General features: G+C 73.1%; 12 protein-coding genes. 9 read left to right on the forward strand and 3 right to left on the reverse strand.

All coding sequences use genetic code 11. The features are described from left to right. Positions 1 to 151: 151 nt before the first annotated feature. Positions 152 to 595 carry a hotdog fold thioesterase gene (locus tag ACFPBZ_RS12690; protein WP_378036412.1) on the reverse strand — a complete coding sequence of 148 codons (444 nt, stop codon included), beginning with the start codon at positions 593 to 595 and terminating at the stop codon, positions 152 to 154. Positions 596 to 667: 72 nt separating this feature from the next. Here ACFPBZ_RS12690 and polA point away from each other — a divergent pair, with 72 nt between their 5' ends. The 7 genes from polA (at position 668) to ACFPBZ_RS12725 (ending at position 9,353) form a co-directional block, all read left to right on the forward strand. Then, positions 668 to 3,430 carry a DNA polymerase I gene (gene polA / locus ACFPBZ_RS12695; RefSeq protein WP_378036413.1) on the forward strand — a complete coding sequence of 921 codons (2,763 nt, stop codon included), beginning with the start codon at positions 668 to 670 and terminating at the stop codon, positions 3,428 to 3,430. 64 nt (positions 3,431 to 3,494) lie between these two features. Further along, positions 3,495 to 4,988: a flavin-containing monooxygenase gene (locus tag ACFPBZ_RS12700; RefSeq protein ID WP_378036414.1), complete on the forward strand. Its 1,494-nt coding sequence runs from the start codon at positions 3,495 to 3,497 to the stop codon at positions 4,986 to 4,988. Continuing rightward, the gene (locus tag ACFPBZ_RS12705) at positions 4,985 to 5,842 is read left to right on the forward strand and encodes an NAD(P)-dependent oxidoreductase (RefSeq protein WP_378036415.1); all 858 of its coding nucleotides are present in this window, start codon (positions 4,985 to 4,987) and stop codon (positions 5,840 to 5,842) included. Before ACFPBZ_RS12700 ends, ACFPBZ_RS12705 begins: the two co-directional genes overlap by 4 nt. A 353-nt stretch (positions 5,843 to 6,195) precedes the next feature. Next, positions 6,196 to 8,004: an ATP-binding protein gene (locus ACFPBZ_RS12710; protein WP_378036416.1), complete on the forward strand. Its 1,809-nt coding sequence runs from the start codon at positions 6,196 to 6,198 to the stop codon at positions 8,002 to 8,004. After that, positions 8,001 to 8,402: a roadblock/LC7 domain-containing protein gene (locus tag ACFPBZ_RS12715; RefSeq protein ID WP_378036417.1), complete on the forward strand. Its 402-nt coding sequence runs from the start codon at positions 8,001 to 8,003 to the stop codon at positions 8,400 to 8,402. Before ACFPBZ_RS12710 ends, ACFPBZ_RS12715 begins: the two co-directional genes overlap by 4 nt. Before the next feature lie 2 nt (positions 8,403 to 8,404). Beyond that, the gene (locus tag ACFPBZ_RS12720; protein ID WP_378036418.1) at positions 8,405 to 8,779 is read left to right on the forward strand and encodes a DUF742 domain-containing protein; all 375 of its coding nucleotides are present in this window, start codon (positions 8,405 to 8,407) and stop codon (positions 8,777 to 8,779) included. After that, positions 8,760 to 9,353, forward strand: a complete 594-nt coding sequence (locus tag ACFPBZ_RS12725; protein ID WP_465251516.1) for a GTP-binding protein — start codon at positions 8,760 to 8,762, stop codon at positions 9,351 to 9,353. The genes ACFPBZ_RS12720 and ACFPBZ_RS12725 overlap by 20 nt, the downstream gene beginning before the upstream one ends. Positions 9,354 to 9,358: 5 nt before the next feature. On the opposite strand, the gene ACFPBZ_RS12730 is transcribed toward ACFPBZ_RS12725, so the two are convergent. Together ACFPBZ_RS12730 and ACFPBZ_RS12735 are read right to left on the reverse strand one after the other, a co-directional pair. Then, the gene (locus ACFPBZ_RS12730; protein WP_378036419.1) at positions 9,359 to 10,354 is read right to left on the reverse strand and encodes a GNAT family N-acetyltransferase; all 996 of its coding nucleotides are present in this window, start codon (positions 10,352 to 10,354) and stop codon (positions 9,359 to 9,361) included. Next, positions 10,339 to 11,136 carry a class I SAM-dependent methyltransferase gene (locus tag ACFPBZ_RS12735; protein ID WP_378036420.1) on the reverse strand — a complete coding sequence of 266 codons (798 nt, stop codon included), beginning with the start codon at positions 11,134 to 11,136 and terminating at the stop codon, positions 10,339 to 10,341. Before ACFPBZ_RS12735 ends, ACFPBZ_RS12730 begins: the two co-directional genes overlap by 16 nt. A 263-nt stretch (positions 11,137 to 11,399) precedes the next feature. On the opposite strand from ACFPBZ_RS12735, the gene rpsA reads away from it, so the two are divergent. Both rpsA and ACFPBZ_RS12745 read left to right on the forward strand, forming a co-directional pair. Next, on the forward strand, positions 11,400 to 12,938 hold the full coding sequence (rpsA, locus tag ACFPBZ_RS12740; protein WP_378036421.1) for a 30S ribosomal protein S1: 1,539 nt from the start codon (positions 11,400 to 11,402) through the stop codon (positions 12,936 to 12,938). Positions 12,939 to 13,064: 126 nt separating this feature from the next. Beyond that, a complete protein-coding gene (locus ACFPBZ_RS12745) occupies positions 13,065 to 13,238 on the forward strand; it encodes a hypothetical protein (RefSeq protein ID WP_378036422.1) in 174 nt (57 codons plus the stop codon). The last annotated feature ends 33 nt before the right edge of the window (positions 13,239 to 13,271 follow it).

A 13,271-nucleotide genomic window follows, 5' to 3' on the forward strand; every position in this document is an offset into this window, starting at 1 on the left:
GGTGTCAGCACTGGCACGGTGCTGACGTCGGATGTGCGAACGGCGCCACTCACCCACGCGCGGCCGACCGCCGCGTGATGTGCGAGTGGCGCCGTTCTGACGTCAGGTGTCAGCGTTGAGCCATTGCCGGCCCACCCGGTGCGCCCGCAGCTCAGGCCTGCGGGGTCGCGTCGCGGTAGATGCAGGTGAGCTTCGCGGTGCACACCCGGCGGCCCTCGTCGTCGGAGATCACGATCTCGAACGTCCCGACCGTCTTCCCGACCGACGCCGGCGTGCACACCGCGGTCACGAGCCCGGAGAGCGCGGAGCGGTGGTGGGTGCAGGAGAGCTCGAGCCCGACGGGCCGGCGCTCGCCGACCCGGTTGAGGTAGGCCGCGGTGGAGCCGACCGTCTCGGCGAGCACCGCGCTGGCGCCGCCGTGCAGCAGGCCGAACGGCTGCCGGTTGCCGGCCACGGGCATCGTCGCCACCACGCGGTCCGGGTCCCACCGCGTGATGTCGATGCCCATCTTCACGCCGAGCTGCTCGTCGGGGTAGGCCACCTCGATGTCGGGGACGGCCTTCTGCTCGGGGGACTGCGCGGGGTCTGCGGACACACCGATCATGGTAGGGCGACCGGGTGAGCGGGCCCGGGGAGACTGTCGGACCCCCCTGGCAGACTCGGGCACGTGGCTGGGACGAAGACGGCGGAGAAGGCGAAGACCACTCCGGGGGACGCGGCGGGCGGGGCGCGGCTCCTGCTGCTCGACGGGCACTCCCTGGCCTACCGCGCGTTCTTCGCGCTGCCCGTGGAGAACTTCACGACGACGTCCGGGCAGAAGACCAACGCGGTCTACGGCTTCACGTCGATGCTGATCAACCTCCTGCGCGACGAGGCGCCGACGCACGTCTGCGTCGCGTTCGACGTCTCGCGCCAGAGCTTCCGCACCGAGACGTTCGCGGCCTACAAGGCCAACCGCAGCGCCACGCCCGACGAGTTCCGGGGCCAGGTGGAGCTGATCAAGGAGATCCTCGCGGTCCTCAACATCACGGTCGTCGCGCGCGAGGGCTACGAGGCCGACGACGTGATCGCCACGCTCACCACGCAGGCCACTGCCGAGGGCATGCAGGTCGCCATCTGCACCGGCGACCGGGACGCGTTCCAGCTGGTCACCGACCAGGTGACGGTGCTCTACCCCCGCAAGGGCGTGTCCGACCTCGCGCGCTACACCCCCGAGGCGGTGCTCGAGCGGTACACGCTGACCCCGGAGCAGTACCCCGACTTCGCGGCGCTGCGGGGCGACCCGAGCGACAACCTGCCGAACATCCCGGGCGTGGGGGAGAAGACGGCCCAGAAGTGGGTGCGGGAGTTCGGCAGCCTCGACGCGCTGGTCGAGCGGGTCGACGAGGTCCGCGGCAAGGCGGGGGACGCGCTGCGCGAGAACCTGTCGTCGGTGGTGCTCAACCGGCAGCTCACCGAGCTGGTGCGCGACGTCGAGCTCGACGTGCGGCCCGCCGACCTCGACGTGCGCTCCTGGGACCGCGACGCCGTGCACCGCCTGTTCGACGAGCTGGAGTTCCGGGTGCTGCGCGAGCGCCTGTTCTCCACGCTGAAGGCCGCCGAGCCCGAGGCCGACGAGGGCTTCGAGGTGCGCGGGGCCGCGCTCGAGCCCGGCGCGGTGGCGGCCTGGCTCGACGCGCACGCCCGCGACGGGCGACGGAGCGGACTGGGCTTCCGGGGGACGTGGAGCCACGGCACGGGCGACCTCGAGGGGGTCGCGATCGCGGCGGCCGACGGCGAGACCACCTACGTCGACGTCCGGGCCGTGACCCCGGAGGACGAGACCGCACTGGCCGACTGGCTCGCCGACCCCGAGCTGCCCAAGGCCGGCCACGAGATCAAGGGCCCGTCGCACGCCGTCCGGGCCCGCGGCTGGCGCCTCGGCGGCGTCACCAGCGACACGGCGCTCGCCGCCTACCTCGCCCGCCCCGGTGAGCGGAGCTTCGACCTGGCCGACCTCGCGCTGCGCTACCTGCACCGGGAGCTGCGGGTGGAGGAGCCGGGGACCGAGAGCGCCGGTGGCGACCAGCTGACCCTCGACGGCGGCGAGGAGGAGGCCGACGCGACGCTCGCGCAGACCGAGATGCTGCGGGCCCGCGCGGTGGCCGACCTCGCCGTGAAGCTCGACGACGACCTCGCCGAGCTCGGGGGCACGGCGCTGCTCACCGACCTCGAGCTGCCCCTGCTCGCCGTCCTGGCCGACCTCGAGGCCGCCGGGGTGGCGGTCGACGTGTCGGCGCTGCAGGACCTGGAGTCGCAGTTCGGGGCCCGGGTGCAGGCCGCGGCGCAGTCGGCGTACGACGTCATCGGCAAGGAGATCAACCTCGGGTCGCCGAAGCAGCTGCAGGTGGTGCTGTTCGACGAGCTGCAGATGCCGAAGACCAAGCGCACCAAGACCGGCTACACCACCGACGCCGACGCGCTGCAGACGCTGAACGAGTCCACGCCGCACCCGTTCCTCGAGCACCTGCTCGAGCACCGCGACGCCACCCGGCTGCGGGTCACGGTCAAGGGGCTGCTCGAGTCCCTGTCCGACGACGGCCGCATCCACACCACGTTCAACCAGACCATCGCGCGCACCGGGCGGCTGAGCTCCACCGAGCCCAACCTGCAGAACATCCCGGTGCGCACCGAGGCGGGCCGGCGCATCCGCGACACCTTCGTGGTGGGCGCCGACTCCGTCGACGGGCCCTACGCCGAGCTGATGACGGCCGACTACGCGCAGATCGAGATGCGGATCATGGCGCACCTCTCGGTCGACGCCGAGCTGATCGAGTCGTTCAAGTCGGGCGAGGACTTCCACTCGGTCACCGCGGCGAAGGTCTTCGGGGTGTCCGAGGACGCGGTGAGCACCGCCCAGCGCGCCAAGATCAAGGCGATGAACTACGGGCTGGCCTACGGGCTGTCGGCCTACGGGCTCTCCGCGCAGCTGCGCACCTCCACCGAGGAGGCCAAGGAGCTGATGGAGGACTACTTCGCCCGGTTCGGCGGCGTGCGCGACTACCTGTTCCAGGTGGTCGACCAGGCGCGCAAGGACGGCTACACCAGCTCGATCCTCGGGCGCCGCCGCTACCTGCCCGATCTCACCAGCGACAACCGCCAGCGGCGCGAGATGGCCGAGCGGATGGCCCTCAACGCCCCGATCCAGGGCAGCGCCGCCGACATCGTCAAGGTCGCGATGCTCGGGGTGCACGCGGCGCTGCGCGAGGAGGGCCTGCGGAGCCGGATGCTGCTCCAGGTCCACGACGAGCTGGTGCTCGAGCTGGCGCCGGGGGAGCGCGAGCAGGTGACCGAGCTGGTGCGCCGCGAGATGGGGGCGGCGTTCGAGCTCGACGTGCCCCTCGAGGTGTCGGTGGGTTACGGCCGCTCGTGGGACCAGGCCGCCCACTGAGAATCGGCTGCCGGGGAGCGGCCAGCGCTGGTACGCATCGGTACCGGCAGGTACGGTGGTACGCATGAGTACCGGGTTGGAGAGCACCACCGAGCACCTCGACGTCGTCATCGTCGGGGCGGGTCTGTCGGGCATCGGCACGGCCTGCCACCTGACCACCGAGCACCCGCAGCGCTCGTACGCGCTGCTCGAGGCCCGCGACGACCTCGGGGGCACCTGGAGCCTCTTCCAGTACCCGGGCATCCGGTCCGACTCCGACATGCACACGTTGGGCTTCCGCTTCCGCCCGTGGCCCGACTCGGTGGCCCTCGCCGACGGCGGGTCGATCCTGCAGTACGTCCGCGACACCGCGCAGGAGTACGGCGTCGACCGGCACATCCGCTACGGCAAGCGCGTCACCGCCTCGGAGTGGTCGAGCGCCGAGCAGCGCTGGACGCTGACGATCACCACGAGCGAGGGCGCCACCGAGACGCTGACCTGCTCGTTCCTGCTCTGGTGCTCGGGCTACTACCGCTACGACCAGGGCTACACGCCCGACCTGCCGGGCCTCGCCGACTTCGGCGGCAGCGTGGTCCACCCGCAGCACTGGGACCCCGACCTCGACTACGCGGGCAAGCGGGTGGTCGTGATCGGCTCCGGCGCCACCGCGGTCACCCTGGTCCCGGCCCTCACGCAGGGGGAGGGGCGCGCCGCGCACGTCACCCAGCTGCAGCGGACCCCGAGCTACGTCCTCTCGATCGGGCGCACCGACCCGGTCGCCGAGACGCTGAGCCGCTGGCTGCCCGCGGCGATCGCCGACCCGATCGTGCGGGCCAAGAACATCGCCCAGATCATCGCGCTCTACCAGATCTCCCAGCGCTTCCCGGCGTTCATGAAGAACGTGCTGCGCAAGCAGACCACCGCGCAGCTGCCCGAGGGCTACGAGGTCGACACCCACTTCAACCCGCCGTACGCCCCCTGGGACCAGCGGATGTGCATGGTCCCCAACGGCGACCTGTTCAAGGCGATCCGCCGGGGCGACGCCGAGATCGTCACCGACCACATCGAGACGTTCACCGAGACCGGGATCCGGTTGACGTCGGGCCGCGAGCTCGAGGCCGACATCGTGGTCACGGCCACCGGGCTGAACCTGCAGATGTTCGGCGGGGCCGAGCTCACCGTCGACGGCGAGCCGGTCAAGCTGCCCGACACGATGGCCTACAAGGGCATGATGCTCTCCGGCGTGCCGAACCTCGTGTTCATGATCGGGTACACGAACGCCTCGTGGACGCTCAAGGTCGACCTCGTCGGCGAGTACCTCTGCCGGCTGCTGCGCTGGATGGACCGCCACGGCAAGGCCGTCGCCGTCCCCGAGCGCGACCCGGCGGTCGAGGAGCGCCCGCTGCTCGACTTCGACGCCGGCTACGTCCAGCGCTCCATCCACGAGCTGCCCCGCGGCGGCGACCGCAAGCCGTGGTCCCTCGCGATGAACTACGCGATCGACGCCGTCACGTTCCGCCGCGGCAGCGTGGAGGAGGGCATGCGCTTCGAGGACGAGAGGGCCACCGTGGGGGTGTGAGTGTCATCGGTGTCCACGCCCCGGGGGCGATGGGTGTGGCGCTGGCCCGGTGCCTGCGCGCGGGCGGCCACGACGTCCTGACGACGGCTGCGGGCCGCAGCGCCGCCACCGCCCGGCGGCTCGCCGACGCCGGGCTCGACGACGCCGGGTCGCTCGACGCGGTCGTGCGCCGGTCCGAGGTGCTGATCAGCGTGGTCCCGCCCGGCCGGGCGCGGGAGGCGGCCGGCGGGATCGCGGCCGCCTGCACGCGCACCGACGCCCGGCCGCTCGTGGTCGAGGCGAACGCGGTGGCGCCCGCGGCCGTCGTCGGGATCGCCGCGGAGCTGCCCACCGACCTGGTCGACGCGGCGATCTCCGGCCCGCCGCCCACGCCCGGGGCCGAGAGGCCGACGCGCGTGTTCGTGTCGGGCGAGCGGGCCGGCGAGGTCGCGGCGCTGGTGGTGCCCGGGGTGCGGTGGGTGCCGATCGAGGGCGGGACCGGCGCGGCGAGCGCCGCGAAGATGTGCACCGCCTCGGTCCGCAAGGGCCACCAGGCGCTGCTCGCCCACGCCCTGCTCACGGCCGAGCACCACGGCGTCCTCGACACCGTGCTCGCCGACCTCGCCCTCGACCTCCCGGGCGACACGATCCGCAGCGCGGCGACGGCGGCCGCCAAGGCCTGGCGCTTCGCCGACGAGATGGACGAGATCGCCGCCACCCAGGAGGGCGCCGGGCTGGGTCCCGACCTGTTCACCGCGATCGCCGGGGTCTACCGCCGGCTCGCGACGTCGGAGTGGGGCGCGCTGCGGCCCGAGGACCTGCCCGCCCACCCGTCGTCCCCGGCCGGTCTGCGGCCCCGCGACGGGAACACCTGAGGCGCGATCGAAAAGATGCTCCGTGTGGGTATCGATCGTGCCCGGACGGACCATCGCGGAGACCGGGACACGGCCGTCCGTCGCAGTGCCCGTGGCATTCGCCCCGGTAGGCCCTGCACCGTTCCGACGCATTCTGCGGCCGTTCCGACGACTGCCGGAGGGCGAATACGGAATGCGCCGACCCGTCCCTCCCGAGGGTGACCACAGGGACGTAGCCGCCCATAAAGCCGGGTGTACGGTCACCCGCGGTCACCCCCGGCGCGTCCATTCCCGTCGGCCCGGCCGCATCGCCCGGTCCATTCCCGGGCGCGTCGGACAATGCAGAAGGACGGTGTGATCCGCGGATGGTCCGGGTGCTCGATTACCTGCCGCACGGCGACCTCGTCGACGACGAGCAGTGGGGACGGCGCCACCGGTTCCTCCTCGTGGTGCTCGCGTCGCTGTGCCCCGCCCTCGCGGTCTTCGGCGTCGCCACCGGCAACGCGTGGCCGCTCACCGTGGTCATCGCGCTGATCCCGGCGGTCACGGCGGCCGGGGCCTGGCTGACGCGGGGCCACCGGACCGCGGGGTCCCTGTTCGTCACCGCCGGCCTCTCGGCGTGCTGCGCGGGGCTCGTGGCCCTCTCCGGCGGCTACATCGAGGCGCACTTCTCGTTCTTCGTGATCATCGGCTTCCTGGCGCTGTACCAGAACTGGGTGCCGTTCGTGTTCAACATCCTGTTCACGGTGCTGAGCCACGGACTCGGGTCCCTGCTGGTGCCCGGCATCATGTTCAACCACCACATGGGACAGATGGACCCGTGGCTGTGGTCGCTCGTGCACGGCGTGGCGGTCCTCCTCGCGTGCATCGGCGTGTCGATCTTCTGTCGCATCACCGAGGACGAGCAGCGCAAACGCGCCGCACTCGCGAAGGAACTGGCCGACGCCGAGATCAAGCAGCAGGAATTCACCTCGGAACTGCTGCTGAACCTGGCCCGCCGCAACCAGAGCATGTTCCACCGCCAGCTCGACATCATCAACGACCTCGAGGAGCGGGAGCGCGACCCCGACGCGCTCGCCGAGCTCTTCCGGCTCGACCACCTCGCGACCCGGGTGCGGCGCAACGCCGAGAGCCTGCTGGTGCTCTCCGGCGAGCAGCCGGCCCGCGTGTGGTCGGCTCCGGTGGCCCTGCGCGACGTCGTCCGCGCCGGGATCGCCGAGACCGAGGACCTCGACCGCGTCGCCTTCACCGTCGACGAGCGCCCTCGCCTGATCGGCGTCGCGGTGGCCGACCTGACGCACATGGTCGCGGAGCTGACCGAGAACGCCGCCCGCTTCTCGCCGCCCTCCACCACGGTGAACATCAAGAGCCGCGCGTACCACCGCGCCCCCGGGGCGCACCTGCTGATCATCGAGGACACCGGCGTCGGGATGCCCTACGACCAGCTCGGCGCCGCCAACGTCCTGCTCTCCGGCCCGCAGGAGGTCGACGTCTCGGCGTCGCGGCGCCTGGGCTTCCACGTGGTGTCCCGGCTCGCGGCCCGCCACGGCATCGAGGTCTCGCTGACCCCGACCCCGGGCTGCGGCCTCACCGCGGTGCTCGTGCTGCCGGCCGCGCTGTTCGCGGAGCCCGCCCCGGGCCCCTCGGTCCCGTCGACGACGCCGACCGCCCCCACCGTCGTGCCCTCGCCCTCCGGGTCCTTCCGGGCGCTCCTGCCCGACCCGCCCGAGGGCGCCGTCCCGAGCCCCCGGGGCGCCGCGGAGCCCGTCGGCGCGGCGTCGGGCGCCAACGGCCGGCACTCCTGGCCGGGCGGCCGGTCCGACGAGGCGGCGACCCCGCCGGCCGGGCGCCGCTCGGGACTCATCCACCCGATCGTCGTGCCGCCCCCCGTGGCCGACCCCGCCCCCGAGCCCGCGCCGCCGGCCGAGGACGGGTCCGCGCTGCCGGTGCTCAAGCGCCGCACCCCGCAGACCCACCTCGCCCCCGAGCTCATCCGCCACCGGACCCCGAGCCCGTCCCCGGTGCCCGCCCACCACCCCGGTCCCGCCGGCCACGACGGCGCCCGCACCGGGGGCGTGCCGGCGGGCGCCCTGAGCGCGCTCTCGCAGTACCAGGCGAGCCGGAGTGCGGCGCACGACGCGCTGTCCGGCAGCGACACCCACGTCGACGGGAGATTCTCGTGACCGCCCCGGCCGGAGACGTCGACTGGCTGCTCTCCGACTTCTCCTCGGGCACCCCGGGGGTGCGCCACGTCCTCGTGGTGTCCGCCGACGGCCTGCGCCTCGCGGTCAGCCGCGGCGTCGGGCCGGAGCTGGCCGACCAGCTGTGCGCGGCGACGTCCGGGCTGGTCAGCCTGGCCCGGGGCACGGCGGCGCTGCTCGAGGCCGCGCCCGTCACCCAGACCATCGTCGAGATGGCGGGGGGCTACCTGTTCGCCACCTCGATCAGCCTGGGCTCCACGCTCGCGGTGTTCACCGACCGGTCGGCCGACATGGGCCTGGTCGGCTACGAGATGACGATGCTGGCCGCCCGCGTGGGCCACGCCCTCACCCCGAGCGCCCGGGTGCGGGTCGAGGGGTGACCGTGGACCGACGTCCCGGTCCGCCCCCGCAGGAGGGCGGGCGGGTGGTGCCCAACTACGCCCTCACCGCCGGCCGCACCCGGTCGCTGCGCATGGACATGCCGATCGAGGCGCTGGTGACCACCACCGAGCTGGGGCTCGCCACGCTCGCCGGGCTGTCGCCGGAGCACCGGACGATCCTCGAGGCGGCGGCCGAGCCGATGTCCCTGGCCGAGATCGGCAGCCGCCTCGGCGTGCCGGTCGGCGTGGCCCGGGTGCTGGTCAGCGACCTCGCCGCCGACGACTACCTCGCCGTGCACCTCCCGCTCGTCGGGGCGGACGGCCGGCCCCGACGAGAACTCCTGGAGAGGTTGCTCGATGGACTACGCGCCCGCTGAGAGCGCGCCCTCGCCGGCCGCCGCCCGCGAGGGGCTGCTCCCGCTCAAGATCCTGATCGCCGGCGGGTTCGGCGTCGGCAAGACGACGCTCGTGCGCTCCCTGTCCGAGGTCCCGCCCCTGTCGACCGAGCAGGAGATGACGAGCCTGTCCCAGGGCGTCGACGACGCGAGCGTGGTGCCCGACAAGACGACGACCACGGTCGCGATGGACTTCGGGCGGCTCACCGTCGACGAGAAGCTGGTGCTCTACCTGTTCGGGACCCCGGGCCAGTCGCGGTTCTGGTTCATGTGGGACGAGCTGGCGCGCGGCGCGGTCGGGGCGGTGGTGCTGGTCGACCTGCGCCGCGTCGACGACTGCTTCGCCGCCATCGACTACTTCGAGAACCGGGGGGTGCCGTTCGTCGTCGCCCTCAACGGCTTCCCGGGCACCGCGGGCTTCGACGACGAGACGGTGCGCGACGCCCTGGCGCTGCCCCCGGGCGCCCCGCTCGTGCGGATGGACGCCCGTGACGACGGCTCGTGCGAGGCGACGCTGGTGACCCTCGTCGAGCACGCCCTCGCCCGGAGCGCCTAGGGAGCTCAACGCAGTGCCCGGGCCGGGCGGACCTCCCACAGCGTCCAGAGCGGGGCGTAGCCGGCGCGCGGCCAGAACACCGACGACAGCGGGTTCGGCGGGTTGTAGTAGAGGTACGTGCCGCGCACGGCGAGGTCCTGCCGTCCCCGGAACCCCGCCTCGAGCTCGGGCAGGGCGGCGGCCACGAGTCGCTGCCCCACCCCGCTGCCGCGCTCGGCGGAGGTCACGGAGGCGCAGTTGACGTAGCCCCAGCCGCCCGGGGGGACGAGGCTCGCGAGCCACGAGCCGGGGGCCGACTCGGCCTGCCCGCACTCGACCATCCCCACCAGCCGGCCGCCCCGCTCGGCCACCCACGTCGGCTCGCCGCGGCCGAGCCGGTCGCGGATCGTCGCGCGCTTGAGCGCCTCGGCGTCCGGGCGCAGCAGCGACCCGCCGACCTGGCTGGAGTAGGCGAGCTCCTCGAGCGCGAGGCGGACGCAGCCCTCGAGGTCGTCGGGGCCGGCGCGGCGGACCACCAGGTCGGGGTCGGGGGGCGGCACGGGGTAGGGCCCGGGCGGGCGCACCGCGAGGACGGCGAGCGGGACGAGGCCGTGGTCGAGGAACACGCGGGTGGCGACGACGTCGCGGCTCGGCCAGGTGATCGTCGCGGCGGAGTCGGGCTCGGCGAGCACCACCGGCAGCATCCGGCCCCGCCAGGCCTCCACGAGCGCGTGCAGCGGCGCGTGCCCGGCGGCACCGATCACGGGGTGCAGCTCCGAGACCTGGGTCGCCGACCACAGCAGGGGCCCGCTCCCGGCGGGCCAGGTGTGGTGGGTGACCACGCCCGCGACCCGGTGCGGCGGCTTCCCGACGACGACGATGTCGCCCGGCGGGGGAGCGGCGGCCTCGGGCAGGCGGGGGTCGAGCGCGGCGAGGCGGCGGCGCTGCACCGCGAGCAGGTCGGTGAGGACGTCCACCGGGGACTCCGGGGCGGCGTGCCGGCCGATCACGGGAGCCGGCACCGGAAGATCGCCGTGCCCGGGAAGAGCGCGCCGCGCAGGGGCGACCACTGGCCCCACACCTCGGCCAGGTCGCCCGGCCACTCCGGCTCGACGATGCCCTCGAGGACGAGGCCCGCCGCGACGATCTCGGCGACGCGGTCGCCGAGCGTGCGGTGGTGCTCGACGTAGACGGCCACGCCGTCGGCGCCGAACTCGGCGTACCCGGAGCGGTCGAAGTAGGACTGGGTGACCGTGAGGCCGTCCTCGCCCGGGTCGTCGGGGAAGATCCAGCGCATGGGGTGGTTCACCGCGAACACCCAGCGCCCGCCCGGCCGGAGCACCCGGGCCACCTCGGCCATGAGCCCGGCGGAGTCGGCCACGAAGGGGACGGCCCCGAAGGCGGAGCAGGCGAGGTCGAAGGCATCGTCGGGAAAGGGCAGGTGCGTGGCGTCGGCCTGCACCAGCGGGACGTCGGTGCCCGTCCGGACCGACGCGAGCCGGGCCTCGGCGAGCATGCCCGCGGACAGGTCGAGGCCCACGGCGTCGGCGCCGCGGTCGACGAGCCAGCGCGCGCACGACGCCGCGCCGCACCCGACCTCGAGCACCCGGCGCCCGACCAGGCCGGCCGCGGGCCCGAGGAGCTCCGCGTCGGCCTCGCGCAGGCGCTCGGGGCACCAGACGAAGTCGGCGTCGCCGAGGAACCGACCGTGCTCGGCCTGGTAGGCCGGGGCGTCCGCGTCCCACCAGGAGCGCGACGCGGCCACGGACTCGGCGTCGCCGACCCACGCGCCCCCGACGGTCATGCGCGGCATCCTGACACGCCGGACGCGCGGGCCCGCGACCCGTTTGCCGCTCCGCCGACGGAGTGGATACGATGGAGGTCCACGTCCGTGGTCTCGCCCTGTCCGGTCGGCTCTCTGCCGACTCCTGCCGGCTGGGGAGCGATCCTCTCGGTCCCCCCGGGTGCCGATCCGATCAGCGCGTCAGGACGACGTCCGCCCACGTGGGAGACACCGCCAGGAACCCATCCGATCTCGTCCTGCCCATCCCCGGAGCCATCCACCGTATGTCCATCGACACCTTCACCGCCCCGAGCACGAGCAGCCCTCAGGTGGCTGTCAACGACATCGGGTCGGAAGCGGACTTCCTCGCCGCCATCGACGAGACCATCAAGTACTTCAACGATGGCGACATCGTCGAGGGAACCATCGTCAAGGTCGACCGGGACGAAGTCCTCCTCGACATCGGCTACAAGACCGAGGGCGTCATCCCCTCGCGCGAGTTGTCGATCAAGCACGACGTCGACCCCAACGAGGTCGTCGCCGTCGGCGACGAGGTCGAAGCCCTCGTCCTCCAGAAGGAGGACAAGGAGGGCCGGCTGATCCTGTCCAAGAAGCGCGCTCAGTACGAGCGCGCCTGGGGCACGATCGAGCAGCTCAAGGACAACGACGAGCCCGTCAAGGGCACCGTCATCGAGGTCGTCAAGGGTGGGCTCATCCTCGACATCGGCCTCCGCGGCTTCCTCCCCGCCTCCCTGGTGGAGATGCGCCGCGTCCGCGACCTCCAGCCCTACGTGGGCAAGGAGATCGAGGCCAAGATCATCGAGCTGGACAAGAACCGCAACAACGTGGTCCTGTCCCGCCGCGCGTGGCTCGAGCAGACCCAGTCCGCGGTCCGCAGCGAGTTCCTCAACCAGCTCGCCAAGGGCCAGATCCGGTCCGGTCAGGTCTCGTCGATCGTCAACTTCGGTGCGTTCGTCGACCTCGGCGGCGTCGACGGTCTCGTCCACGTCTCCGAGCTGTCCTGGAAGCACATCGACCACCCCTCCGAGGTGGTCGAGGTCGGCCAGGAGGTCAAGGTCGAGGTCCTCGACGTCGACCTCGACCGCGAGCGGGTCTCGCTGTCGCTCAAGGCGACGCAGGAGGACCCCTGGCGCCAGTTCGCCCGGACCCACCAGATCGGCCAGATCGTGCCCGGCAAGGTCACGAAGCTGGTGCCGTTCGGTGCGTTCGTGCGCGTCGACGAGGGCATCGAGGGCCTGGTCCACATCTCCGAGCTGGCCGAGCGCCACGTCGAGGTGCCGGAGCAGGTCGTCCAGGTCGGCAACGACGTCATGGTCAAGGTCATCGACATCGACCTCGACCGTCGCCGCATCTCGCTCTCGCTGAAGCAGGCGAACGAGGGCATGACGACCGAGACCGAGTTCGACCCGGCCCTGTACGGCATGGGCGCCGAGTACGACGACGCCGGCAACTACATCTACCCGGAGGGCTTCGACCCCGACACGGGCGACTGGCGCGAGGGCTTCGAGAAGCAGCGCGAGGAGTGGGAGCGCCAGTACCAGGCGGCGTACGCCCGCTACCAGCAGCACATCGCGCAGCTGCAGCGCACCGCGGAGCAGGAGGCGGAGGCCGCCGAGGCGGCCCCGGCCAACTACTCCTCGGCCTCGGGCAGCGCCCCGGAGGGTGAGGACGGCGACGAGGCCGTGCTGACCACCACCGACGACGACGACCCGGGCCAGGGCCCGCCGTCGGCCTCCGGTGGCGGTTCGCTCGCCAGCGACGCCCAGCTCGCCGCCCTGCGGGAGAAGCTCTCGGGCAACTAGTCCGCGGCAGCCACGACGATCGGGCCCTCACCCTCCGGGGTGGGGGCCCGTTCTTGTGTCGGGGTAGGCGATCACTCGTCACTCCGGTACCTTCCGTCCCATCAGTCACACGGACGAGGGAGTGGCATGGCCTGGGGACGTCGTCGCACCGCCCGTCACCGTCGCGGGACCTCGGGCCTGACGTGGTGCCGCGAGTACGTCGCCGTGGCCGCCGCGCTCACGGGACCGGCCGTCTCCCGGCGTGGCCTGTTCGAGACGCTGTTCGCCACGGCGCGGCACTCCGTGGCGGCGATGGCCTGATCCCGGGAACCGCCGTCCCGGGCTGCACGCTGA

Source organism: Actinomycetospora atypica (genome assembly GCF_042653685.1).
In the GTDB taxonomy this organism is placed as follows: Bacteria; Actinomycetota; Actinomycetes; order Mycobacteriales; family Pseudonocardiaceae; genus Actinomycetospora; species Actinomycetospora atypica.